The organism is Serratia sp. ASV30 (genome assembly GCF_016428815.1).
In the GTDB taxonomy this organism is placed as follows: Bacteria; Pseudomonadota; Gammaproteobacteria; order Enterobacterales; family Enterobacteriaceae; genus Chania; species Chania fonticola_C.
In genome coordinates this window covers 39,572-64,571 of sequence record NZ_JAELTL010000031.1, presented here as the reverse complement: position 1 = coordinate 64,571, position 25,000 = coordinate 39,572, and the positions used below count along the sequence as shown (strand labels likewise).

Below are 25,000 nucleotides of genomic sequence, written 5' to 3'. Positions count from 1 at the left end.
ACTCTTCAAGACTTGATATTTTTTTGCTACCGAAGTAGCTGGATATCGTCTTGTGAGTGCCCACACAGATTGTCTGATAAATTGTTAAAGAGCAGTGAGTTACGCGCTTTCGCTTGCTAACTCGAGGAGGCGTATACTACGCGATTCCCCTGAAGAGTCAACCTTTATTTCGGTGTTTTCACCGGGTTGGTCTTCCTGGCTGGATGACTTGGTTCTCGTTAGAGGAGTCGTTGTTCCCGGTCAGTGGAGGCGCATTATAGGGAGTTCTCAGAAGGGCGCAACCCCTAAATTCAAAAAACTTTTCAAGCGCGGCTTTTTTCGGCAAAACGCTGTCTTGTTCGTCGTTTTTGCCACTTTTTCCCGAAAACAGCCGTAAAAGCTGGCGCTCCCTGGCGTAAAATGAAAGATAACAATGCAGTTAAAGGAACCGCAGCCATGCAATTCGATGCTCAACAACAGGCGGCACAGCGTAATCTTTCTTATCTGCTGGCAGAAAAGCTCGGCCAACAGATCCTGGCCGGTGAATATCAAGCCGGCAGCATCCTGCCAGGCGAGATGGATTTGGCAGAACAGTTTGGCGTCAGCCGCACTGCGGTACGTGAAGCGGTAAAAATGCTGGCGGCCAAAGGCATGCTGTTACCGCGCCCCCGCATCGGTACCAGAGTTATGCCGCAAAGCCAATGGAACTTCCTCGATCAGGATCTGCTGACCTGGTGGATGACCAGGGAGAACTTCGGCCAAGTAATGCAGCACTTCCTTATCCTACGCACGTCGCTCGAGCCTCAAGCCTGTTCATTGGCAGCAATCAATGCCACCCCGGAGCAAAAGGCGCGATTGGTCACGCTGATGGCAGAAATGCAGGCGCTACACGTGGATTTTGACCGCGAACGCTGGATTGAAGTCGATACCCAGTACCACCAGTTGATCTATGAAGCCAGCGCCAATCCGTTTCTCACCTCGTTCGCCAACCTGTTCAGCTCGGTGTATCAAAGCTATTTCCGGGCGATCACCGGTAATGAAGTGATCAAGCTGCAACACCATCAGGCCATTGTGGATGCCATAGTCGCCAGTGACAGCATCGCAGCCCTCACTGCATGCCAAACATTGTTGCAGGGGAATGCGTAAACTCCGCATCTATATATAGAAGGAAAATGAGATCACGATGACAAAATCTGCACGCAGCATGGCAGGGTTGCCTTGGATCGCCGCGATGGCGTTCTTTATGCAGGCGTTGGATGCCACTATTCTCAATACCGCCTTGCCGGCGATAGCCCACAGCCTCGACCGTTCCCCTTTAGCAATGCAATCGGCGGTGATCAGTTACACCCTGACGGTTGCGATGCTAATCCCGGTGAGCGGCTGGCTGGCCGATCGCTTCGGTACCCGGCGGGTGTTTATTATCGCCGTATCCCTGTTTACCTTTGGCTCGTTATTGTGTGCCTTGTCCCCGACGCTGAGTTTCCTGGTTGCCTCACGTATTTTACAGGGGATTGGCGGCGCGATGATGATGCCGGTGGCACGCCTTGCCCTGTTGCGGGCCTATCCGCGTAGTGAGCTGTTGCCGGTACTGAACTTTGTCACCATGCCTGGCCTGGTTGGGCCAATAATGGGGCCACTGCTTGGCGGCTGGCTGGTGACCTACGCTACCTGGCATTGGATCTTCCTGATTAATATCCCGATAGGCTTGCTCGGCATCGTCTACGCCCGCAAATACATGCCGGACTTCACCACACCGAAGCGGCCGTTTGATTTCATCGGTTTTATGCTGTTTGGCCTTAGCCTGGTTCTTATCTCCACCGGCCTGGAGCTATTCGGCGAGCAGGTGCTGGCCAATTACATTTCTCTAGGGGTGTTCCTGAGCGGCTTTGTGATGCTGTTTGGCTATATCATTCACGCCCGCCGCCACACTCAGCCACTGATTGGGCTGGATCTGTTCAAGACCCGCACCTTTTCCGTGGGCATTGCCGGTAATGTGGCCTCGCGGCTGGGGACCGGCTGCGTTCCGTTCCTGATGCCGTTGATGCTGCAGGTAGCCTTTGGCTATTCGGCGATCGTCGCCGGTTGCATGATGGCCCCGACGGCGGTGGGTTCTCTGATGGCCAAGTCTACCGTTACCCAGGTGTTGCGCTGGTTCGGCTATCGTAAGACGTTGGTGGGTATCACTATCATTATCGGCGTGTTGATTGCGCAGTTCTCACTGCAAAGCCCAGGTATGCCGCTGTGGCTGATGATTTTGCCGCTGTTTGTTCTAGGGATGGCGATGTCGACGCAGTTTACCGCCATGAATACCATCAGCCTGGCAGACCTGAACGATGGCAACGCCAGTTCCGGCAATAGCGTACTGGCAGTGACACAGCAGTTGTCTATCAGCTTTGGCGTGGCGATCAGTGCCGCCGTGTTGCGCTTCTATGGCTCGATGGAGATCGGCACCATGATCGATCAGTTCCACTACACCTTTATTACCATGGGGATAGTGACCGTCGCTTCGGCCTTCGTCTTTATGCTGTTAAGAAGAAAAGACGGCAATAACCTGATCACCGGCAAAGAGAAATCACGCAAAGAAGCGAAGGTGACCCGTTAGCGGTAACCGACAGAGTCTCTCTCCACCAGCTCTGGCGTCAGCACCAGGATCTGGGCATCACGTTCGGGGTTTTGCAGGCGGTTGATGAGCGCATCGATCGCCAGTTCCCCTAGCGAATCTTTGGGTTGATGAATGGTGCTGAGCGGTGGGGCCAGATATTTGGCCAGTTCGATGTCGTCGTAACCCATCACGGCCATATCCCGTGGCACCACCAGCCCGGCCTGATACAGCGCCTGATAAACGCCGACGGCGACGGCATCGTTGCCAGCAAACACCGCATGAGGAGGCTCGGCCAACGCCAACAACTGCCTCATGGCATGCACACCGCCTTCAAACTCAAAATCGCAATACACCTCATAGCCCGGCAGGATTTCAAGACCGGCACGCTGCATGGCTCGGCGATAGCCTTCCAAACGATGGCGCGCGGTGGTTTTATCCAGCGGCCCGGCGATACAGGCGATTTGGCGATAGCCGCGAGCGATCAGATGATCGGTAGCCATTTCCCCCCCAAGCAACGAGTTATCCTGGATGATATCGTTGGCCCCTTCGAACGGCGACCAGTCCATCATCACGATCGGTAACGAGGGGTAGCGGCTCAGCGCATCCTGAGAGGGGCGGTGGTTTTCAGTACACATCACCAGTAGACCATCCACCCGCTTTTGCAGCAGCGTCTCCATGCTGCTGTTCATACGCGCCACATCTTCCTCGGTGTTGCACAGGATCAGGCTGTAGCCGCGCTCATAGCAGCTGCGTTCAACGCCGCGCACCACTTCGGCATAAAACGGGTTATTGCTGGAGGTCACCAGCATGCCGATGGTGCGCGTCGTATTGAGTTTCAGGCTGCGCGCCAGTGCGGAAGGGGCATAGTTAAGCTGTTCCACGGCCACCATGACTTTGTGACGCACGCTGTCGCTGACAAAGCGATTGTTATTGATCACGTGCGAGACCGTCGAGGTTGAAACACCCGCCAGGCGGGCGACATCTTTCATGGTAGCCAAAGCGTTATCCCTGTTGCTGCAAGAAGGCGTCAATCTCTTCACGCCATGGCACGGAAGGTTGTGCACCCGGCCGGGTAACGGCAATGGCCGCCGCCGCATGAGCGAAACGCACCGCATCACTCATCACTTTGCCTTCGAGCAAAGCAGTAACCAAGGCACCGTTGAACGTATCACCGGCCGCGATGGTATCTACCGCCTTGACCTTAAAGCCCGGTACCAATTTGCCTTTACCGTTTTCGCTCAACCACACACCACGGCTACCGAGGGTGATAATCACGCAGCCGATGCCTTTATCATGCAGGATGTTGGCGGCACGCTCGGCGTCAGCGTCATTATTCACCGCGATACCGGTCAGCCGCTGGGCTTCGGTTTCGTTCGGGGTGATCATGTCGATCATGGCTAACAGTTCGTCAGGCAGCTCACAGGCCGGAGCCGGATTAAGGATCACCTGGGTTTGGTGCTGCTTGGCCAGTTTGGCGGCGGCAATCACCGTTTCCAGCGGTGATTCAAGCTGCATCAGTAATGCATCAGCATCGATAACCCGTTGCCGATAGCGGTTGAGATAATCGGGAGTGACCGCCGCGTTGGCACCGGCATCGATACCAATCACGTTCTCGCCTTCGGCATTGACGAAAATCAGCGCCACGCCGGTGGTGCTGCCAGTGATAGCTTCAATCGGTTGGGTATCGATGCGATCGGTTGCCAGCTGTTGGCGAATACGTTCACCAATATCGTCTTCGCCTACACAGGCAATAAAGGCGATATCCGCACCGCTGCGCCCGGCAGCTACCGCCTGGTTAGCCCCTTTGCCACCAAAGGCCACCTTATACTGCTGGCCGATCACCGTTTCGCCCGGCTGGGGAAACTGGTTGATATTGAGGATATGGTCGGCATTGATGCTGCCCAAAACCACCAGCTTTGCTGTTTCCATCACAGGGATCCCTTAAATTGCGCGCCATCGTCACGCCCCGTTCCGATGGCGCTGGAGATGACTTACTTGGTAACCAGTTTCAAATCAACCGGGATAGTCGCCGGTACTTTCTCGCCTTTCAAGATCTTATCTGCCGTTTCTACGCCAATCACACCGATCTGATCCGGACGCTGTGCCACAGTGGCAGCCAATTTACCGCCTTCAACCGCTTTCACACCGTCTGCGGTACCGTCAAAACCAACGACGATCACGTCCGTTTTACCCGCTGTTTGCAATGCACGCAGAGCGCCCAGTGCCATTTCATCGTTCTGTGCAAACACTGCTTGCACGTCTGGATGCGCGGTCAGCAGGTTCTGCATGACGTTCAGACCTTTGGTACGATCGAAGTCCGCCGGCTGGCTGGCCAGCAGTTTAAACTTGTTCTGCTCCAGTGACTGTTGGAAGCCTTCACCACGTTCACGGGCAGCAGATGTCCCGGCAATGCCTTCCAGCTGGATCACTTTAGCGTCAGCACCGGCTTTCTGGGCAATAAAGTCACCGGCCATTTTACCGCCCACGCGGTTGTCGGAAGCGATATGGCTAACCACTTCGCCTTTCGCTGCCATACGGTCAAGCGTAATGACTGGGATCTTGGCCTGGTTGGCCATCTTGATGGCGTTACCTACCGCGTCAGAGTCGGTTGGGTTAATCAGCAGCAGTTTCGGGTTCTGCACCATCAGATCCTGCACGTTGGCCAACTCTTTCGCCGGGTTGTTCTGGGAGTCCAGCACCACCAGGTTATAACCCAGCTTGTTGGCTTCCAACTGCGCCCCCTCTTTCATCGAAACAAAGAACGGGTTGTTGAGCGTAGAAACCACCAGCGCGATGGTGTCTTTTGCCAAGGCGTTAGCGCTCAGAGTGGCAGTTAATGCGATGGCCGAAACTAAGGTTGCCAGTTTTTTCATTTTCATGGTCGTGATTCCTGTAGGGGAGAGGTTACTTGTTACTTTTGTTGTCTACCAGAACCGCCAGCAGAATAACGGCTGCTTTCACGATCATTTGGTAGTAGGAAGAAACACCCAGTAAATTCAAACCGTTATTCAGGAAGCCAAGGATCAGCGCCCCGATCAGGGTACCGACGATGCGCCCTTTACCCCCAGCCAGGCTGGTACCACCCAGCACCACCGCAGCGATGGCATCCAGCTCATAGCCGGTACCCGCAGTAGGTTGTGCAGAGGACAGGCGCGCCACTTCAATGACCCCAGCCAGTGCCGCCAGCAGGCCACACAGGGAGTAAACGATGATTTTAACCCTATCGACGCTGATACCGGAAAGGCGGGTAGCCGCTTCGTTGCCGCCCAGCGCATAAATATAGCGGCCAAGACGGGTATGATGCAGCATATACCAGGCGGCGATAAACACGATGGCCATGATCCAGATCGGGGTAGGAACGCCCAACGGACGGCCAATCCCGAACCAGCCGAAGGTATCGGCAACGTCGGTAAAGCCGGTATTGACCGGGCTACCGTTGGTGTACACCATGGTCACACCGCGCAGTAACAGCATCATCACCAGGGTGGCGATAAACGCCTGAACCTTGCCTTTGGCAACGATAATCCCGGTGCAGGCACCTACGGCAGCCCCCAACGCCAGCGCAGCGGCAACGGCCACCACCGCATTGACTTCAAATCCGACAATCGAAGCAGCTACCGCTCCGGTCAGCGCCAACAGCGATCCGACCGACAAATCGATGCCGGAAGTCAGGATCACCAACGTCATACCGACCGCCATAATGGCGTTCACCGAGGTTTGCTGCAGGATGTTGAACAGGTTATTAACGGTGAAGAAATTCGGGCTCATCGAAGACACCACGGCAATCAGCACCAGCAGGGCAATCAGCGATTTCTGCTCCAACAGCCACTCTTTACTGAACCAGCGCTTAGCTGCGACACTTTGTGAACTCATATCTGATTACTCCTGCTTTACGCCGTATTGCTTGCCGACGGCTGCTGCCATCAGCACTTCCTGGGTGGCCTGTTCAATCGGGAATTCGCCGCTGAGGTGGCCTTCGTGCATCACCAGGATGCGGTCACTCATGCCCAGCACCTCCGGCATTTCCGAAGACACCAGAATGATGCTCAGCCCTTCCTGCTTGAACTGGTTGATTAACTGGTAGATCTCTTTTTTGGCCCCAACGTCGACGCCGCGGGTCGGTTCGTCGAGGATCAGCACCTTTGGCCGGGTCATCAAGCCACGGGCAATTGCCACTTTTTGCTGATTACCGCCGGAAAGCAGGCCAATCGGTTGCTCCATCGACGGCGTTTTAATATTGAACAGGCGAATAAAATCACTGACGGCGATCTGCTCGTCGGCATGTTTCAGGCCACCACCGGCACGGCTGAAATAGCGCAGCGCGGTGAGCGACATGTTTTCCTTCACCGACATCCCCAGTACCAGACCATCACGTTTACGGTCTTCGGAGATATAGACGATACCGTTGGCCAGGCCGTCCTGAGGAGTACGAGTTACCACCTCATGGCCGTCCAGGTTGACGGTGCCGCTTTTACGTGGCGCCGCACCATACAGGATCTTCATCAGTTCGGTACGCCCAGCCCCCATCAGGCCAGCCACACCCAGAATCTCACCGCGGTATAAAGTAAAGCTGACGTCATGCACGCCAGGGCCGGAAACGTGGCTCACCTGCAGGCGTTTTTCACCGCGCGGCAGATTCAGGCGTGGATACTGCTCTTCCAGCTTGCGGCCCACCATCATTTCAATCAGCGAATCTTCATTCAGTTCGGCAACCGGCCGCTCGGCAATAAATTGCCCGTCACGGAATACGGTCACATCGTCGCAGATTTCGAAGATCTCTTTCAGGCGGTGTGAGATATAAACAATGCCGCGGCCTTCGGCTTTCAGCTCGTTGATCACTTTAAACAGCGAGGCAGTTTCGGTATCGGTCAGGGCATCGGTCGGCTCATCCATGATGATCACTTTGGATTCAAAGCTCAGCACCTTGGCAATTTCCACCATTTGCTGATCGCCAATCGACAATTCCCCCACCAGCCGATGGCTGCTGTAGCGCAGGTTCAAACGTGCCAGCAGTTTGTCCGCTTCGGCATACATGCGTTTCCAGTCGATGCGGCCAAAGCGGTTAACAAACTCGCGGCCAAGAAAGATGTTCTCGGCAATGGTCAGCTGCGGGATCAGGTTCAGTTCCTGGTGGATGATGCCGATACCCGCTTCCTGCGAATCCTTCGGCCCATTGAAGACCACTTCTTTACCGAGGAAATATTGGCTGCCCGCATCTTTGTTGTAGATACCGGTCAGCACTTTCATCATGGTGGATTTGCCGGCACCGTTTTCCCCCACCAGCGCCATTACCCTGCCGGGATAAACGCTCAGGGCAGCCCCAGAAAGCGCCTTCACGCCGGGAAAGGCCTTATCGATCCCTTTCAGTTGCAGTAAAGGTTGCATAGGCGCCTCAGAAAGTTACGCCGGAGCACAAGATCACGTTCGCGTAGGGCGAACATTCCCCGCTGCGGATCACGGCTCGGCTATGTTCGGTTTGCGCTTTAAACGCGCTGTGACTGATATAGCTAATGTTGATGGTATTGCCCTGGCTTTGGCCAAGCTGCGTCAGTTGAGCCAGCAACGCTTGGTGGAGCGATGGGTTATGCTTGACGATCTCTTCCGCCAGGATAGCGCTCTCTACCTGCATTTCCTGCGTCACGACACCGACAACCTGCAAAAATGTCGGCACCCCTTGGGTCAGCGCCAGATCGATACGCGGCGTCACGGCCGGGATCGGCAAGCCCGCATCACAAATCGCGATCTGATCGGTGTGGCCGAGACGAGAGACCACCGCAGAAACATCAGAATTCAGTAGTACGCCTTTTTTCATGAGTAAACTCCAGCAGCGAAACGTTTCGCTATTGAGTCAGTTTAGAAAATCAGCAGGGGAAGACAACCTTGTAATAGCGGAAATGTGATCGCCATCGAAACGTTTCGCTCGCGTTCGATAAAAGCGCAGATAAAAAAGAAGGGCCCAGCAAATGCTGAGCCCCTGATTTAGATTTCGACCTGGGTTCCCAGTTCGATGACCCGGTTGGGCGGGATCTCAAACTGGTCGGCAGCCCGCAATGCGTTGCGGCTCAGGGCGATAAACAGCTTGCCGCGTAGGAACAGATACCACGGCCGTTTGGTGAGGATCAGCGATTCATGGGACATAAAGAACGACGTCTCCATCATCCGGCATGGCAGCCCTTCCAACCCACAGCGATGGAAGACTTCCTCAACGTTCGGCGTTTCACGCCAGCCATAGCTGGCCACCACCCGCCAGAAGGTCGGGGACAGTTGTTCAATCGTTACCCGCCGGACGTTATGCACATAAGGGGCATCTTCGGTACGCAAGGTCAGCAGTACCACCCGCTCATGCAGCACTTTGTTGTGCTTGAGGTTATGCAACAGGGCAAACGGGATCACGTTAATCGCCCGCGACATAAACACAGCGGTGCCAGGCACGCGAACCGGCGGTGATTTTTCCAATGAGGCAATCAGCGCTTCAAGGGAGTTGCCGTGCTCATGCATCCGACGCAGTAGACGGAAGCGTTCGCTCTTCCAGGTGATCATGATCAGGAACATGACCAGAGCCAACGTCAGCGGCAACCAACCGCCGGAGAACAACTTCAGGGCGTTAGCCGAGAACATAGGCACATCAATAATCAGCAGGATCGCCAGAATACCCCCCACCAGGAAGCGATTCCAATGCCAGTTCTTGATGGCAACGGAGGTGATCAGGATGCTGGTCAATACCATGGTGCCGGTCACCGCAATACCATAAGCCGCGGCCAGGTTGCTGGAGTGCTCGAAGCCCACAATCACCAACACCACGGCGATATACAGGGTCCAGTTGATCACCGGGATATAAATCTGGCCGGACTCCATTTCCGAGGTATGAATGATGCGCATCGGTGACAGATAGCCCAGACGAACGGCCTGGCGGGTCAACGAGAAGACGCCGGAAATTACCGCCTGCGAGGCGATAACCGTGGCCAGCGTGGCCAATATCAACAGCGGGATCAGTGCCCAGTCTGGGGCCAACAGGAAGAACGGGTTCTTGATCGCTTCCGGGTTTTTCAGCAGTAATGCCCCTTGGCCGAAGTAATTGAGCACCAGCGAAGGCAGCACTACGGTGAACCAGGCCAGGCGGATCGGGAATTTGCCAAAGTGGCCCATATCGGCATACAGCGCTTCCACACCGGTAATCGACAGCACCACCGCACCGAGCGCGAAGAACGACACCTTCTTATATTCAACAAAGAAGTTGAAGGCCCATTTCGGGTTCAGCGCCTGCAACACTTCCGGGTTGGCGATAATGCTGCGCGCCCCCAGCACCGCCAACACGATAAACCACAGCAGCATCACCGGGGCAAACAGTTTGCCTACGCTGCCGGTGCCATGTTTTTGGATTGCAAACAGTAAGGTCAGTACCAGAATGGAGAGCGGGACGATGTAGGGATCTAGCGACGGTGCGGCAATCTCCAACCCCTCTATGGCCGACATCACCGAGATCGCCGGGGTGATCACCACCTCGCCATAGAAGAAGCTGCCACCAATCAGGCCCAGGATCACCAGCAAGGAAGTGGTACGTGCCGAGGTATGGCGCCCTGCCAAAGACATCAACGTCAATATCCCGCCTTCACCGGCGTTATCCGCACGCATGACGTAGGTGAGATACTTCAGGGAAACGATGACAATCAACATCCAGAAGATTAAGGAAAGAAAACCAAACACCACGTCGGGACGGACGTCAAAACCGTAATGGCCGGAGAAACATTCTCGCAAGGTATAGAGCGGGCTGGTGCCGATATCACCGTAAACGACCCCAATAGCCGCCAGGGTAACCGCCGATAAAGACTGTTTATGTTCTGAGCTCATAGTTTGCTTCTTTTGCTAGATCATCCGTCAACCGATGCATCAGCATCAGGCTAAAGATACGGGCTCTAAGATCCGTCACACCCGGTAAAAGGCGCACAGTATGCATCATTTATAGCACTTGCCTACTCTACTATCTGACCCCAAAAATAAACAAAATGTGAATCAGCCCCCTTGTTGAGCATAGAAAAATTTTACTAATCAACCAGCTATAAGGCTAAAAATAATGATGGTTTATCATCGGATTCTCTAGCAAGATTGGCTGTCGGCCTGGGTGGCAGGCTCTAACCTCCGGACAACGCGAGCTATTTTATGGCGTCATCAACACTTCTGGCAGAACGGATCTCCCGCCTCAGCAGTGCGCTGGAGAGCGGCCTTTATGAACGGCAAGAGGCTATCAGGCTGTGCTTGCTGGCGGCCTTGTGCGGGGAAAGCGTGTTCTTGCTCGGCCCACCGGGGATCGCCAAGAGTCTGATCGCCCGCCGGCTGAAATTTGCCTTCCGCAGCGCTCGCTCATTTGAATACCTGATGACGCGCTTTTCCACGCCCGAAGAGGTGTTTGGCCCACTGTCGATCCAGGCACTGAAAGATGAAGGCCGCTATCAACGCCTGACAGCGGGTTATCTGCCTGAAGCCGAGATCGTGTTTCTTGATGAAATCTGGAAGGCTGGCCCGGCTATCCTCAATACCCTGCTGACCGCGATCAACGAGCGCCGTTTCCGTAACGGCAACAGTGAAGAACCCATTCCGCTGCGCCTGCTGGTCACCGCCTCCAATGAATTACCCGAGGCCGATAGCAGCCTTGAAGCCTTGTATGACCGTATGCTGATCCGGCTGTGGCTCGATAAGGTGCAGGATAAACAGAATTTCCGCTCGCTGTTGGTAGCCCGGCAGAACGAAAGCGACAACCCGGTACCCGAGGCGCTGAGCATCAGCGATGAAGAGTTCCACCAATGGCAACCGCAGATAGATAAGGTCAAACTGCCGGAAAACTGCTTTGAGCTGATTTTCCTGCTGCGCCAACGGTTAGACGCTTTGGAACAGGCGCCTTATGTTTCCGACCGGCGTTGGAAGAAATCCCTGCGCTTACTGCAGGCCTGTGCCTTTTTCAGCGGCCGCGACACCATTGTGCCGTTGGATTTAATGCTGTTGAAGGATTGCCTGTGGCACGATCGGACATCATTAAAATTGTTACAGCAACAAGTCGATCAGTTGCTGACCGAACAGGCCTATCAGCAACAAACCTTGTTGATCCAGCTACAGCAGATCCACACCCGCTGGATGCAGCATCAACAGCAGCAGAGCCATCGCCAAGCCATCCAACTGGTGAAAAAAGGCGGCATGTTCAGCCGTAAGCCACAATATGTGCTGGAGCATCCGCTCACTGGCACCACTTTGACGCTGCTGCTGCAAAAACCGTTACAGTTGCACGACATCCAGGTTAACCACCTGAGTATCGAAAGCAGCATGCTGGAAAACTGGCTGCAAAAAGGCGGTGACGTGCGCGCCAAGCTCAACGGCATTGGTTTTGCCCAGCAGATCGATCTGGACGTCGATGAGCAATTGCACCTGACCGTGCTGGACGTCAGCCGCCAGCCCTCCCTGCTGGCCCTGCCGGGTAAGCCGACCGGGGGAACCCCGCCAGAATTCCTGGACGAAATAGAAACACTAAGCCAGCGCCAGGCGGAACAGCGGCGGTTATTCAGCCAGCATCAGCCTTGCCTGTTCACCCCTGCCGCCGGGTTGGCGAAAATTGAAGCCAGCCTGTTGCAGGTGGCCGAGCAGATCAAACAGCTGTCCCAGCAAATGCGCGGCCAGTAACCATGCTGAGCCTCGAAACGCTCGATATGCTGCTGTCGATCTCCGAAGGCGAGCTGATCGAAGAGCTGATCATTGGCATGTTGGCCACGCCGCAGTTGGTGGTATTTTTCAATAAATTCCCGGCGATACGTCGGGCGATCAACCGCGATCTGCCTCATTGGAAGCTGCAACTGAAAGATCGCATTCAGCAAGCCGTGGTGCCGCCGGTGCTGGCGCAAGAGTTTTACCGCTATCAGCAATGCCAGTTGGAAAGCCACGGCCAGTTCTCGCAAAACCTTAACGATACGCTCGATCTATTACGCCAATGCGCGTCGCCGTTTTACGCCCAGGCACGGAGTATGGTGGATGCCGCAGATCTCCCCGCTCATCCGCTCGATGGCAGCTTCCAAACCCTGTTTCTGCAACGCTGGCGCATTAGCCTGACGCTGCAGGCCACGATGCTGCACCATAAGTTACTGGAGCAGGAGCGTGAACAACTGATGGCCGAGCTGCAAGAACGGCTGGCTCTGAGCGGCGCACTGGAACCAGTGCTGGCAGAGAACGACACGGCCGCGGGCCGATTGTGGGATATGAGCAAAGGCCATTTACAACGTGGTGACTACCAACGGCTGGTGGAGTACGGAGACTTCCTGCAACAGCAGCCAGAGCTACAAAAGCTGGCACAACAACTGGGCCGCAGCTATGAAGCCAAGGCGGTGCAGCAACAAGATGCGCAGCCTGAACCATACCGGGTGATGGTGCAGGTACCCGCCATTCAGCCGGAAGAGGTCAGCGGTATACACCAAAGTGACGACATCCTGCGGTTACTGCCACCCGAACTGGCAGCGTTGGGCATTGAAGAGTTGGAGTTTGAGTTTTACCGGCGGCTGCTGGAAAAACGCTTGCTGACCTATCGCCTGCAAGGGGATGCCTGGCAGGAACAGATCATGATGCGCCAGGTCACTCATCAGCAGCAGGACCGGCAGCCACGCGGGCCGTTTATTGTCTGCGTAGATACTTCCGGCTCAATGGGCGGCTTTAATGAACAATGCGCCAAGGCCTTTTGCCTGGCACTGTTGCGCATCGCACTGGCAGACAACCGCCGCTGCTACATCATGCTGTTTGCCAGCCAGATTGTGCACTATGAACTGACGGCCGCCAGCGGTATCGAACAGGCGGTGCGGTTCCTGGGTCAACATTTTCGTGGCGGGACGGATTTGGCCGCCTGCCTGAATGCCACCGTCAGCAAAATGGCGGAAAGCGACTGGTTTGACGCCGATGCGGTGATTATTTCCGATTTTATTGCCCAGCGGCTGCCGGAAGAGGTGATCAAGAAAGTGAAGTCACAGCAGCAAAGCCACCAGCAACGCTTTCATGCGGTGGCCATGTCAGCCTATGGCAAACCCGGCATCATGCGCATCTTCGATCATATCTGGCGCTTTGATACCGGGTTAAAAAGCCGTTTACTACGGCGCTGGAGTCGCTAGCTGTTACAGCAGCCCTTCAACGCTCTCGCGTACTTCTGGTCCCCACACGCCACACTGTACTTGCCCAATATGCGACAGTTGCAGCAACAGCATCACCAGGCGTGATTGACCAATCCCGCCACCAATCGTCTGAGGCATTTCACCACGCAGCAGGGACTGGTGCCATTCCAGCTTCAGGCGATCCAGATCGTCGGTTAACGCCAACTGATGTTGCAGCGCCGCCGCATCGACACGGATGCCCATCGAGGAGAGTTCAAACGCATCCTGCAATACCGGGTTCCACACCACGATGTCACCGTTCAACCCTTTCAGCCCTTCAATACCTGGCGTGGTCCAGTCATCATAATCCGGTGCACGCACGTCATGGGATTTGCCATGTGAGAGTTTGCCACCAATACCAATCAGGAATACCGCTCCCAATTCTTTGGCGATCGCACGTTCACGGCCTTTGGCATCCAGCTCAGGGTAACGTTGCAGCAGCGTTTCGCTGTGAACAAAGTGGATCTGTTCTGGCAGGAACGGTGCCAGACCAAATTCACGGCTCACCGCGGCTTCCGTTTCTTTTATAGAGGCATAGATCCGCTTGACGGTATCTTGCAGGTAAGCCGGGCTACGTTCGCCATCTCCCATAACACGTTCCCAATCCCACTGATCGACATACACCGAGTGGATCGGCGTCAGGCGATCTTCATCCGGGCGCAGCGCTTTCATATGGGTATACACACCTTCACCCGCGCTGAAATCGTGCTCGCCCAGGGTTTTACGCTTCCATTTAGCCAGCGAGTGCACTACTTCAAACGTCGAGTCCGGCAGGCTTTTGACTTTCACCTGAACGGCTTTTTCGCTGCCAGAAAGGTTATCTTGAGTACCGTCACCCAGTCGGCTGAGGATCGGAGCCTGCACTTCAATCAGGCCAAGCTGCTGTTCCAACTGGCTAGAGAAGAAGGATTTCACGAAGCTGATTTGTTGTTGTTTTTGGATAAACTGCTTTTTCATTGCCGTATCTCTTGAATAACCTGTCTAGTTGCCAATGATTAAGCAACAGAATGGCACCTAAATTCAATATCCATCAATCAATATTGCCTTTTCGCTTTTAATCGGTCATTTTTAAACGGTGATAATTCAACAATCAGCAATTAAAGGGGCATTTAATGGCAGAAATTTATCAGATCGATAATCTCGATCGCGGCATCCTCAACGCATTAATGGAAAATGCCCGCATGCCTTACGCTGAACTGGCGAAGAATTTTGCCGTCAGCCCCGGCACCATTCATGTGCGGGTGGAGAAGATGAAGCAGGCCGGGATCATCACCGGAACGCGGGTTGATGTGAACCCAAAACAGCTGGGCTACGACGTCTGCTGCTTTATCGGCATCATATTGAAGAGTGCCAAGGACTACCCTTCGGCGCTGAAAAAGCTCGAAAGCCTGGAGGAAGTGGTGGAAGCCTATTACACCACCGGCCACTACAGCGTGTTTATCAAGGTGATGTGCCGCTCGATCGATGCGTTGCAACAGGTACTGATCAACAAGATCCAGACTATCGACGAGATCCAGTCAACAGAGACGCTGATCTCGCTGCAGAATCCTATCATGCGTACCATTACGCCTTAGGCTGGTGTTTGTTAGGATAGCTACATAGATAAAAAAGGAGCAATGCAATCCAATGAAGGAACTGATGCAAAACCACCCGCTATTCAAGGATTTTCCGGTTAAAAACGTTAAGGTTTTCTGGGATAAATATCGCGAAGCGGGTAACCAGGGCATGCTAAAGGTATTAAGTCCGTTGGCCGCTGTGATTTCCGTGTTACTCGTTATACCGACTCTCTTGGGCATAGGCCTGTCATTCTTACTGGTAATTGCTTATCAGGATAGCTTCATTAGTACTTCACTACCCCCGCTAGTTTACTGGATTTGGGGCTGTACTGCGCTAGCCATCGGGCTGGTGGCCATAGGGTGCTCATGGTTGGTCAAAACCCCTATGCGCGAGCAACAGCGATACTATCAGCAGGGGAATTTAGGCCAGTTAGAAGACAACAAGCGTCAAGCATTGCGCCTGGACATAGTCCAAACTTATTCACATGGCTTTTGGAGTGAAACACTTGAGCACTACCCGATCGCCGCACGCCTGCAAGATCCCGTTAAGACATTTCCATTGCTGGATCCATCACAGCCCAAAGATCACCTTAAAGGGTTGTACGATGACTGGAACATCGCCGACGCCAAGCACTATCGCGAAGCTGTGAATAAACTTTTGGCCGGTATGCACTCCCAGCATTTTGCCTTCGACATGCGCCATTCGGTAGAAGATGATACCTGGGTGAGGAATCTGGCCGCACTGATTGAAGAGCCTGTCGGTTATATTCATAGCTGCATAACCCCAAGCCCGGAGCAACGCTCGCCAGCGCTGATTTGGGCCTTCGATCTATGGCGGGTGATCACACTGAGCCGCTCATGTTTTTGTGCCGGTTTGATCGCAGAACAAGAAGCCTGGGACAACATATTGAAAACAGCCGATATAGCGCATGAACTCTTTGCCAGTTTTGACGAATTCAATAAGAACTACCGTCTCGGTCATGCCTTTTGGAGTAACGACTTCGACTTGGTAAAGGGCCGATTAGCGCAGTTCAAGGACTATCAGCAACACTGTCATTGGCCAATCAAATCGTTACCTTGGCCAGCACGCCCCGGTATTGAGCTGAGTGAAGATATGCTCAGTGGCTTTGCTCATCTACAGCCTGAGCAGCCGTTCATATCATCGATTAAACCCGAAGATTACGTGTCGTAATAAAAATTTATTGGTCAGTGAGCTTATGGCACGCTGGCCGCTTTCTTCCTTACCCCGCCCCCCTTTCTCGATTAAATAACCTCAAATCAAAACATTACACAAAGAGAATGCCGTTATTCTTTGAGAAATTAACGCCTTAATCGCAGACTCTGTACTAGACAAGATCGTTATACCCATATTATCCACAGGTAGATCCCAGCTGATTCACAGAGTACAATACGGCCTCTTGAGTTTAAGGTTGGGATCATTCATTCATGGCAGACATTACTCTGATCAGTGGCAGTACGCTTGGCAGCGCAGAATACGTGGCTGAACATTTGGCCGAGAAACTCGAAGAAGCAGGTTTCTCAACGGAAATGCTGCATGGCCCTGAATTGGATGAATTGACGCTGTCAGGCCGGTGGCTGGTGGTTTCCTCCACTCACGGTGCCGGTGATTTACCAGATAACTTGCAGCCGCTGTTAGAACAACTGGCAGAGCAGCAACCTGATTTATCGCAGGTGCAGTTCGGTGCCGTCGGTTTGGGCAGTTCTGAGTACGATACCTTCTGTGGTGCGATCAAACAGATCGACGATCTTTTCCAGGCTCGTGGAGCGAAAAGGATCGGCGATCGTCTCGAGATCGACGTGACCCAACATGAAATTCCCGAGGATCCTGCCGAAGAATGGCTGAAGAATTGGATTATTTTACTCTAATTCGGTTAAAGATCGCGCGAACGATTGTGTATAACTAGGCTCGAAAGCAGGGTATAAGCGGTAGTTATCCCAATAACAACCGTCGTACGCTTTCTGTCCTGTGGATAACATGCCATTTAGATCCCAGCTTATACTGGCCAGGATCACCGATCATTCACAGCAAACGATCCTGCTTAATCGGCTGATCTTTCTGTGGAATAATCACTTATCCACAGAGGATCGCGATCCTAATAAGAGATCTAATAAAGAGATCTTTAAATAAAAAAGATCTTCTTTTAATTACCTAAGATCCTGACCGCTTGGTCGATCGACTAAACTTGAGTAGAATCCTCCCCCCAGGGCAAACAACGATCGTTCGCAAGTACTCCGAGGTGCTGTTCCATGTTTTATCCAGAGCAATTTGACGTCATTATCATCGGTGGTGGCCATGCCGGAACCGAAGCCGCCATGGCTGCGGCACGTATGGGACGTCAGACTTTATTACTGACCCACAATATCGACACGCTGGGACAAATGTCCTGTAATCCGGCGATCGGTGGTATCGGGAAAGGGCATCTGGTCAAGGAAATCGATGCACTCGGCGGGCTGATGGCCAAGGCGATCGACCATGCGGGTATCCAGTTTAGGATACTAAACGCCAGCAAAGGCCCGGCAGTGCGAGCCACTCGGGCTCAGGCAGATCGCGTCCTGTATCGCCAAGCCGTTCGTACCGCATTGGAGAACCAGCCAAACCTGATGATCTTCCAACAACCGGTTGAGGATCTGATCGTCGAAAACGATCGAGTGGTGGGTGCGGTGACCCAGATGGGGCTGAAATTCCGTGCCAAAGCGGTAGTACTGACCGTAGGCACCTTCCTGGATGGCAAGATCCACATCGGCCTGGAAAACTACAGCGGTGGCCGTGCTGGGGATCCTCCGTCGATCTCTTTGTCACAGCGTCTGCGTGAACTGCCTCTGCGTGTCAATCGCCTGAAAACGGGTACACCTCCCCGTATCGATGCACGCACCATAGATTTCAGCGTTCTGGCTGAGCAGCATGGCGATACGCCAATTCCAGTGTTTTCTTTCCTGGGCAACGCCAGCCAGCATCCACAACAGGTGCCGTGCTACATCACGCACACCAATGAAAAAACCCATGACGTGATCCGCAACAACCTCGATCGTAGCCCGATGTATGCCGGGATCATCGAAGGGATCGGCCCACGCTATTGCCCGTCGATCGAAGATAAAGTGATGCGCTTTGCCGATCGTAATGCGCACCAGATCTTCCTGGAGCCTGAAGGGTTAACCAGTAACGAGATCTACCCGAACGGGATTTCCACCAGTTTGCCGTTTGACGTACAGATGCAGATCGTGCGTTCGATGGAAGGGATGCAAAATGCCCGTATCGTTCGCCCTGGCTATGCCATCGAGTACGATTTCTTCGATCCACGCGATTTGAAGCCCACATTGGAAAGCAAATTTATTCAAGGTCTGTTCTTCGCAGGCCAGATCAACGGCACCACCGGTTACGAAGAAGCTGCTGCGCAGGGCTTGTTGGCCGGGTTGAACGCCGGGCGTTATGCCGTTGAAGACGAAGGCTGGTCACCACGCCGCGATCAGGCTTACCTGGGGGTGCTGGTGGACGATCTCAGTACGCTGGGAACCAAAGAGCCGTACCGCATGTTTACCTCACGTGCCGAATACCGTCTGATGCTGCGTGAAGACAACGCCGATCTGCGCATGACGGAAAAAGGCCGTGAACTGGGGCTGGTTGACGATGAGCGCTGGCAGCGCTACTGCGAAAAACTTGAGCACATCGAACAGGAACGTCAGCGTCTGCGTGATATCTGGGTGCACCCGCATTCAGAGAACGTCGAGCAGGTTAACGTCCTGCTGAAAGCTCCTCTGTCACGTGAAGCCAATGGCGAAGAACTGCTGCGCCGCCCGGAAATGGATTATGGCCAACTGACCGCGGTGGCAGCTTTTGCTCCTGCACTGGCAGACACCGAAGCCGCTGAGCAAGTGGAAATTCAGGTGAAATACGAAGGCTACATCGCTCGCCAGCAAGATGAGATCGACAAACAACAGCGCAACGAGAATACCGTGCTGCCGCTGGATCTCGATTATCGCCAGGTCTCCGGATTGTCCAACGAGGTGATCGCCAAACTGAACGATCACAAGCCTAACTCGATCGGTCAGGCTTCGCGCATTTCCGGCATCACACCAGCAGCGATCTCTATTTTGCTGATCTGGCTGAAAAAACAGGGCTTACTGCGCCGCAGCGCATAAATCCGCTCACCGAGTGGCCGTTTGCCTATCTGCTGAGCAAACGGCCGCTGACATCATCTCAAGCCTGAATTATCATAGACTGCCTAAGAGAGCAGTTGCAGATTGGCCTGCATGTTCCACGCCTGTCAGAGGACTCTGTTGTGCAAAAAAAATTGGATTCGTTGCTTTCAGCGGCTGGAATTTCGCTTCCCGATCAACAAAAGCAGCAATTGTTGGGCTATGTCGCTATGCTCGACAAGTGGAACAAGGCTTACAACCTCACTTCTGTACGCGATCCGCAGCAAATGCTGGTGCGTCATATCATGGACAGCATTGTGGTGAATGCCCATCTGACAGGTTCACGCTTTATCGACGTTGGCACCGGCCCGGGTTTGCCAGGCATTCCGTTGGCAATCGTGCGGCCCGATGCCCATTTCACCCTGTTAGACAGCCTGGGCAAGCGCGTACGCTTTCTGCGACAGGTGCAGCATGAGTTGGGGCTGAACAATATCGAGCCGGTACAGAGCCGTGTGGAAGAGTTTGTGGCAGAACCGCCGTTTGACGGTGTGATCAGCCGGGCTTTTGCTTCACTGCAAGACATGTTGGCTTGGTGTCACCACCTGCCAGCCAAAGGGCAGGGGCGTTTTTATGCGCTGAAAGGGGTTTGCCCGCAAGACGAGTTGGCCCAGTTGCCAGAAGGGATTTCTCTGGAGTCGGTGGTGCGTTTGCAGGTACCGGAGCTGGATGGCGAGCGCCATTTGATCGTCCTGAAAGCCCACTAAAGCCAAATCAGAATTGCTTAGCATCAAATAATCAGTGATTGGTGTAGGGTACAGAAGGTAAATAGCAAGCAGTCTAATCAGACAGGCCCTTTCTTTCGTTTATTTACTTTTAATTAACATTGTTATGTCAAAAATGCATCATTTCAGTAGGTGATAGTCACGTTAGCAACAATGTGTGAAAGATTCCGATTTGCTGTCAGTGTTAATTGAGTGTTGCTTTATTATTCCTGTGAATGTCAATAAAAGGTTTTTACGGGGTATAAGGATTGTTTTTGAACGGTTACGTTGTAATGATTTGATTTATAATATTTTTTGATCGCCCAAAAAGCTAAAGACCTAGGTCGTGAACCTGGGCTATAACTCATTAATAGTCAGTATTGTGATCGGTTGCACGTTTCTTACCGCAACCGTGGAATAGTCAGACAAATAAATGCGAGCGATTATTCCGGCCATTTTCTTGTGAAAATAGCCCTAAAAGGGGAAATTTAAATAATTGTTCACCTTTTCGCTACTTATCGATTGAATTCGTTGGAGTGGCCCGTATAATTTGCACGTTTTTTGCTGCTTGACTCAGAACCGCAAAGGCAGTTTTATACGTCGGCATACCCCCTCAGGGGTACGGAGAGAACAAACGTCATGTCTGTGTCCCTGTACAGCGGAAAAGTTGCACGCAAGTTGCTGTTGCTGCAGTTAATGACTTTTGTTTTGATCAGCGCTGCTTTCGGCCTGAAAAGTCTGGAGTGGAGCGGTTCGGCACTGGCAGGTGGCCTGGCTGCCTGGTTACCCAATGCCATGTTTATGCTGTTTGCCTTGCGTCATCAGGCACAGACGCCGGCACCCGGACGGGTTGCCTGGTCGTTCGCCATTGGTGAAGGGCTAAAGGTCGTGATCACCATCGTTTTGCTGATCGTGGCGCTTGGGGTGTTCAAAGCGGCTTTTGTACCGCTTGGCCTGACCTATTTAGCGGTGTTGATTGTGCAGATAGTGGCACCAGCCGTGATTAACAGTTACCGAACTTAACTAAATAAGGGTAAGAGGCATCATGTCTGCAGGAGAAGTCTTGACTCCACAGGAGTATATCGGTCACCACCTGACGCAGCTTCAGGTCGGGACGGGGTTCTGGTCGATTAACGTCGACTCGATGTTTTTCTCCATTGTCCTCGGGGTGGTCTTTCTGGCGGTATTCCGCAAGGTAGCCAAAAACGCCACCAGCGGCGTGCCCGGAAAGTTGCAAACCGCCGTTGAGCTGATCGTTGGCTTTGTCGACAACAGCGTAAAAGATATGTACCACGGCAAGAGCAAGGTCATTGCTCCGCTGGCACTGACGGTGTTCGTCTGGGTATTCCTGATGAACCTGATGGACCTGATCCCGGTCGACCTTCTGCCGTTCATCGGTGAGCATTACCTTGGCCTGCCAGCACTGCGTGTGGTGCCTACCGCCGACGTGAACATCACGTTGTCGATGGCGTTGGCCGTATTTGTCCTGATCCTGTTCTATAGCATTAAAATGAAAGGCATTGGTGGGTTCGTCAAAGAGTTAACCATGCAGCCGTTCAACCACCCGGTATTTATTCCCATTAACCTGATCCTTGAAGGTGTCAGCCTGCTGTCCAAACCTGTTTCACTGGGTCTGCGACTGTTCGGCAACATGTATGCGGGTGAGTTGATCTTCATCCTGATTGCTGGTCTGTTGCCGTGGTGGTCACAGTGGATGCTGAGTTTGCCTTGGGCAATCTTCCACATCCTGATCATTACGCTTCAAGCCTTTATTTTCATGGTTCTGACGATTGTCTATCTGTCGATGGCATCTGAAGAGCACTGATTTTCTTAAAACACTTGCACTATTAAACTGAAACAAACTGGAGACTGTCATGGAAAACCTGAATATGGATCTGCTGTACATGGCTGCCGCTATTATGATGGGGTTAGCGGCAATCGGTGCTGCGATCGGTATCGGCATCCTGGGTGGTAAATTCTTGGAAGGCGCTGCACGTCAACCTGATCTGATCCCTCTGTTGCGTACACAGTTCTTTATCGTTATGGGCCTGGTTGACGCCATCCCGATGATCGCTGTTGGTCTGGGTTTGTACGTGATGTTTGCTGTCGCGTAAGTAGGGTTCACACTCTACAAAGAAACCACATTATTAACTTTTAAAGAGGCATTGTGCTGTGAATCTTAACGCAACAATCCTCGGCCAGGCTATCGCGTTCATCCTGTTTGTCTGGTTCTGCATGAAGTATGTATGGCCGCCAATTATGGCTGCCATCGAGAAGCGTCAGAAAGAAATTGCTGATGGCCTCGCTTCCGCAGAACGTGGCAAAAAAGATTTGGACTTAGCGCAAGCCCATGCGACCGACCAGCTGAAAACTGCCAAAGCGGAAGCCCAGGCGATTATTGAGCAAGCAAACAAACGCAAAGCTCAGATCGTGGACGAAGCGAAAGCAGAAGCCGAGCAGGAACGTAACAAAATCGTGGCGCAGGCTCAGGCTGAGATCGAAGCCGAACGTAAGCGCGCTCGTGAAGAGTTGCGTAAGCAAGTCGCGATGCTGGCAATTGCCGGTGCCGAGAAGATCATCGAACGTTCCGTGGATGAAGCTGCTAACAGCGACATCGTTGATAAACTGGTCGCTGAACTGTAAGGAGGGAGGGGCTGATGTCTGAATTTATCACCGTAGCTCGCCCCTACGCCAAAGCAGCTTTTGACTTTGCCGTTGAGAACCAAAGCGTAGAACGCTGGCAGCAAATGCTGGCGTTTACTGCTGTTGTCACGCGTAATGAACAGATGGCGGAACTGCTTTCCGGTGCTGTTGCACCTGAAACCTTGTCCAACACGTTTATTGCGGTTTGTGGCGATGAGCTCGACGAACATGGCCAGAACTTTATCCGTGTAATGGCCGAAAATGGGCGTTTACTGGTCCTTCCTGCGGTGCTGCAACAGTTCATCGAACTGCGCGCCGCGCTGGAATCCACCGTCGAAGTCGAGGTGCTCTCATCGAGCGCACTGAACGACACACAGCAAGCCAAGATTATCGCTGCGATGGAAAAACGTCTGTCACGCAAAGTTAAGCTGAATTGCAAAATTGACAAGTCTGTACTGGCCGGTGTCATTATCCGTGCCGGTGATCTGGTGATCGATGGCAGCGTACGTGGCCGTCTCGAGCGCCTGGCAGACGTCTTGCAGTCTTAAGGGGACTGGAGCATGCAACTGAATTCCACCGAAATCAGCGAACTGATCAAGCAGCGCATTGCTCAGTTCAATGTAGTGAGCGAAGCTCACAATGAAGGTACCATCGTTTCCGTCAGCGACGGGATCATCCGCGTACACGGTTTGGCCGAGGTTATGCAGGGCGAAATGATCGCACTGCCGGGCAACCGTTACGCAATTGCATTGAACCTGGAGCGTGACTCTGTAGGTGCCGTGGTAATGGGTCCGTATTCGGATCTGGCCGAAGGCATGAAGGTAAAATGTACCGGCCGTATTCTGGAAGTTCCAGTTGGCCGTGGTCTGCTGGGCCGTGTGGTCAACACCCTGGGTGCACCTATCGACGGTAAAGGCCCGGTTGAACATGACGGTTTCTCCCCGGTTGAAACTATCGCACCTGGCGTTATCGAGCGTCAGTCTGTTGATCAACCTGTACAGACCGGCTACAAATCGGTCGACGCCATGATCCCAATCGGTCGTGGCCAGCGTGAGCTGGTGATCGGCGACCGTCAAACCGGTAAAACTGCCCTGGCGATCGATGCGATCATCAACCAGCGCGATTCCGGCATCAAATGCGTTTACGTAGCTATCGGCCAGAAAGCGTCTACCATCGCTAACGTGGTACGCAAGCTGGAAGAGCACGGCGCACTGGCCAACACCATCGTGGTTGTGGCTACCGCGTCAGAATCCGCTGCACTGCAATACCTGGCGCCATATGCCGGTTGCGCAATGGGCGAATACTTCCGTGACCGCGGTGAAGATGCGCTGATCGTATACGATGACCTGTCCAAACAGGCTGTTGCTTACCGTCAGATCTCCCTGCTGCTTCGCCGTCCACCAGGTCGTGAAGCTTACCCAGGCGACGTATTCTACCTCCACTCCCGTTTGCTGGAGCGTGCTGCGCGTGTTAACGCCGACTACGTTGAAGCCTTCACCAAAGGTGAAGTCAAAGGCAAAACCGGTTCACTGACCGCTCTGCCGATCATTGAAACCCAGGCGGGTGACGTTTCCGCGTTCGTTCCGACCAACGTAATCTCGATTACCGATGGTCAGATCTTCCTGGAATCCAACCTGTTTAACTCCGGTATTCGTCCGGCGGTTAACCCGGGTATTTCCGTATCCCGTGTGGGTGGTGCAGCACAGACCAAGATCATGAAAAAACTGTCCGGTGGTATTCGTACCGCTCTGGCGCAGTATCGTGAACTGGCTGCGTTCTCTCAGTTCGCTTCCGATCTGGACGATGCAACGCGTAAACAGCTGAGCCACGGTCAGAAAGTGACCGAGCTGCTGAAACAGAAACAGTATGCGCCGATGTCCGTCGCACAACAGTCTCTGGTGCTGTTTGCCGCCGAGCGTGGCTACCTGAACGACGTAGAAGTGGCGAAAGTCGTCAGCTTCGAAGCCGCTCTGGTTGCTTTTGCGGATCGCGAGCATGCCGAACTGCTGAACCACATCAACCAAACTGGTGCTTATAACGATGAGATCGAAGGCAAGCTGAAAGGCATCCTCGATACCTTCAAGGCAACCCAGTCCTGGTAACGCATAGCGGCCTGCCGTTGCAAGACGGCAG

Annotated in this window: 23 protein-coding genes; 15 read left to right on the top strand and 8 right to left on the bottom strand. The window is 53.4% G+C overall.

Annotation, left to right across the window (positions count from 1 at the left end; translation table 11 throughout):
- Positions 1–435 precede the first annotated feature (435 nt).
- Both JHD74_RS15075 and mdtD read left to right on the top strand, forming a co-directional pair.
- Complete coding sequence (locus JHD74_RS15075; protein ID WP_024527394.1) at positions 436–1,125, top strand: FadR/GntR family transcriptional regulator; 690 nt, start codon at positions 436–438, stop codon at positions 1,123–1,125.
- A 37-nt stretch (positions 1,126–1,162) separates the two neighbouring features.
- The gene (gene mdtD / locus JHD74_RS15070; protein ID WP_199062994.1) at positions 1,163–2,581 is read left to right on the top strand and encodes a multidrug transporter subunit MdtD; all 1,419 of its coding nucleotides are present in this window, start codon (positions 1,163–1,165) and stop codon (positions 2,579–2,581) included.
- Here mdtD and rbsR read toward each other — a convergent pair.
- The 7 genes from rbsR to kup all read right to left on the bottom strand — a co-directional run bounded on the left by rbsR (position 2,578) and on the right by kup (position 10,429).
- A complete protein-coding gene (gene rbsR, locus JHD74_RS15065) occupies positions 2,578–3,579 on the bottom strand; it encodes a ribose operon transcriptional repressor RbsR (RefSeq protein ID WP_024527392.1) in 1,002 nt (333 codons plus the stop codon). The genes mdtD and rbsR overlap by 4 nt on opposite strands.
- A gap of 4 nt (positions 3,580–3,583) precedes the next feature.
- Positions 3,584–4,510 (bottom strand): ribokinase, encoded by a 927-nt coding sequence (gene rbsK / locus JHD74_RS15060; RefSeq protein WP_024527391.1) that lies wholly within the window; start codon positions 4,508–4,510, stop codon positions 3,584–3,586.
- A 62-nt stretch (positions 4,511–4,572) separates the two neighbouring features.
- The gene (gene rbsB, locus JHD74_RS15055; RefSeq protein WP_024484669.1) at positions 4,573–5,460 is read right to left on the bottom strand and encodes a ribose ABC transporter substrate-binding protein RbsB; all 888 of its coding nucleotides are present in this window, start codon (positions 5,458–5,460) and stop codon (positions 4,573–4,575) included.
- Between the two features lie 25 nt (positions 5,461–5,485).
- The gene (gene rbsC / locus JHD74_RS15050; RefSeq protein ID WP_024484670.1) at positions 5,486–6,454 is read right to left on the bottom strand and encodes a ribose ABC transporter permease; all 969 of its coding nucleotides are present in this window, start codon (positions 6,452–6,454) and stop codon (positions 5,486–5,488) included.
- Positions 6,455–6,460: 6 nt separating this feature from the next.
- Positions 6,461–7,966 carry a ribose ABC transporter ATP-binding protein RbsA gene (gene rbsA / locus JHD74_RS15045; RefSeq protein ID WP_199062993.1) on the bottom strand — a complete coding sequence of 502 codons (1,506 nt, stop codon included), beginning with the start codon at positions 7,964–7,966 and terminating at the stop codon, positions 6,461–6,463.
- A 7-nt stretch (positions 7,967–7,973) separates the two neighbouring features.
- A complete protein-coding gene (gene rbsD / locus JHD74_RS15040) occupies positions 7,974–8,393 on the bottom strand; it encodes a D-ribose pyranase (protein ID WP_024527388.1) in 420 nt (139 codons plus the stop codon).
- Positions 8,394–8,560: 167 nt separating this feature from the next.
- Positions 8,561–10,429: a low affinity potassium transporter Kup gene (gene kup, locus JHD74_RS15035; RefSeq protein WP_074030803.1), complete on the bottom strand. Its 1,869-nt coding sequence runs from the start codon at positions 10,427–10,429 to the stop codon at positions 8,561–8,563.
- Between the two features lie 309 nt (positions 10,430–10,738).
- Here kup and ravA point away from each other — a divergent pair, with 309 nt between their 5' ends.
- Together ravA and viaA are read left to right on the top strand one after the other, a co-directional pair.
- Entirely contained in the window at positions 10,739–12,247 is a 1,509-nt protein-coding gene (gene ravA, locus JHD74_RS15030) for an ATPase RavA (protein WP_074030804.1), read from the top strand.
- Between the two features lie 2 nt (positions 12,248–12,249).
- Positions 12,250–13,713: an ATPase RavA stimulator ViaA gene (viaA, locus tag JHD74_RS15025; RefSeq protein ID WP_074030805.1), complete on the top strand. Its 1,464-nt coding sequence runs from the start codon at positions 12,250–12,252 to the stop codon at positions 13,711–13,713.
- A 3-nt stretch (positions 13,714–13,716) separates the two neighbouring features.
- On the opposite strand, the gene asnA is transcribed toward viaA, so the two are convergent.
- Positions 13,717–14,709: an aspartate--ammonia ligase gene (asnA, locus tag JHD74_RS15020; protein ID WP_199062992.1), complete on the bottom strand. Its 993-nt coding sequence runs from the start codon at positions 14,707–14,709 to the stop codon at positions 13,717–13,719.
- Positions 14,710–14,864: 155 nt separating this feature from the next.
- Between asnA and asnC the strand changes: the two genes are divergently transcribed.
- From asnC to atpA, 11 genes are all read left to right on the top strand, one after another.
- The gene (asnC, locus tag JHD74_RS15015; protein WP_021181440.1) at positions 14,865–15,326 is read left to right on the top strand and encodes a transcriptional regulator AsnC; all 462 of its coding nucleotides are present in this window, start codon (positions 14,865–14,867) and stop codon (positions 15,324–15,326) included.
- Positions 15,327–15,378: 52 nt separating this feature from the next.
- On the top strand, positions 15,379–16,500 hold the full coding sequence (locus JHD74_RS15010; RefSeq protein ID WP_199062991.1) for a DUF1266 domain-containing protein: 1,122 nt from the start codon (positions 15,379–15,381) through the stop codon (positions 16,498–16,500).
- Between the two features lie 254 nt (positions 16,501–16,754).
- A complete protein-coding gene (gene mioC, locus JHD74_RS15005) occupies positions 16,755–17,195 on the top strand; it encodes an FMN-binding protein MioC (RefSeq protein ID WP_024484681.1) in 441 nt (146 codons plus the stop codon).
- 381 nt (positions 17,196–17,576) lie between these two features.
- Positions 17,577–19,466 (top strand): tRNA uridine-5-carboxymethylaminomethyl(34) synthesis enzyme MnmG, encoded by a 1,890-nt coding sequence (gene mnmG, locus JHD74_RS15000; protein WP_199062990.1) that lies wholly within the window; start codon positions 17,577–17,579, stop codon positions 19,464–19,466.
- A gap of 140 nt (positions 19,467–19,606) precedes the next feature.
- The gene (gene rsmG, locus JHD74_RS14995; RefSeq protein WP_024527382.1) at positions 19,607–20,227 is read left to right on the top strand and encodes a 16S rRNA (guanine(527)-N(7))-methyltransferase RsmG; all 621 of its coding nucleotides are present in this window, start codon (positions 19,607–19,609) and stop codon (positions 20,225–20,227) included.
- 636 nt (positions 20,228–20,863) lie between these two features.
- The gene (gene atpI, locus JHD74_RS14990) at positions 20,864–21,247 is read left to right on the top strand and encodes a F0F1 ATP synthase subunit I (RefSeq protein WP_024484684.1); all 384 of its coding nucleotides are present in this window, start codon (positions 20,864–20,866) and stop codon (positions 21,245–21,247) included.
- 22 nt (positions 21,248–21,269) lie between these two features.
- Positions 21,270–22,049, top strand: coding sequence for a F0F1 ATP synthase subunit A (gene atpB, locus JHD74_RS14985; protein ID WP_037434395.1), 780 nt, complete (start codon positions 21,270–21,272; stop codon positions 22,047–22,049).
- Positions 22,050–22,098: 49 nt separating this feature from the next.
- Complete coding sequence (gene atpE / locus JHD74_RS14980; RefSeq protein WP_004393045.1) at positions 22,099–22,338, top strand: F0F1 ATP synthase subunit C; 240 nt, start codon at positions 22,099–22,101, stop codon at positions 22,336–22,338.
- Positions 22,339–22,396: 58 nt separating this feature from the next.
- Positions 22,397–22,867 (top strand): F0F1 ATP synthase subunit B, encoded by a 471-nt coding sequence (atpF, locus tag JHD74_RS14975; protein ID WP_021181429.1) that lies wholly within the window; start codon positions 22,397–22,399, stop codon positions 22,865–22,867.
- A 14-nt stretch (positions 22,868–22,881) separates the two neighbouring features.
- Entirely contained in the window at positions 22,882–23,415 is a 534-nt protein-coding gene (atpH, locus tag JHD74_RS14970; protein WP_024527380.1) for a F0F1 ATP synthase subunit delta, read from the top strand.
- 12 nt (positions 23,416–23,427) lie between these two features.
- Positions 23,428–24,969, top strand: coding sequence for a F0F1 ATP synthase subunit alpha (gene atpA, locus JHD74_RS14965; RefSeq protein ID WP_024527379.1), 1,542 nt, complete (start codon positions 23,428–23,430; stop codon positions 24,967–24,969).
- The last annotated feature ends 31 nt before the right edge of the window (positions 24,970–25,000 follow it).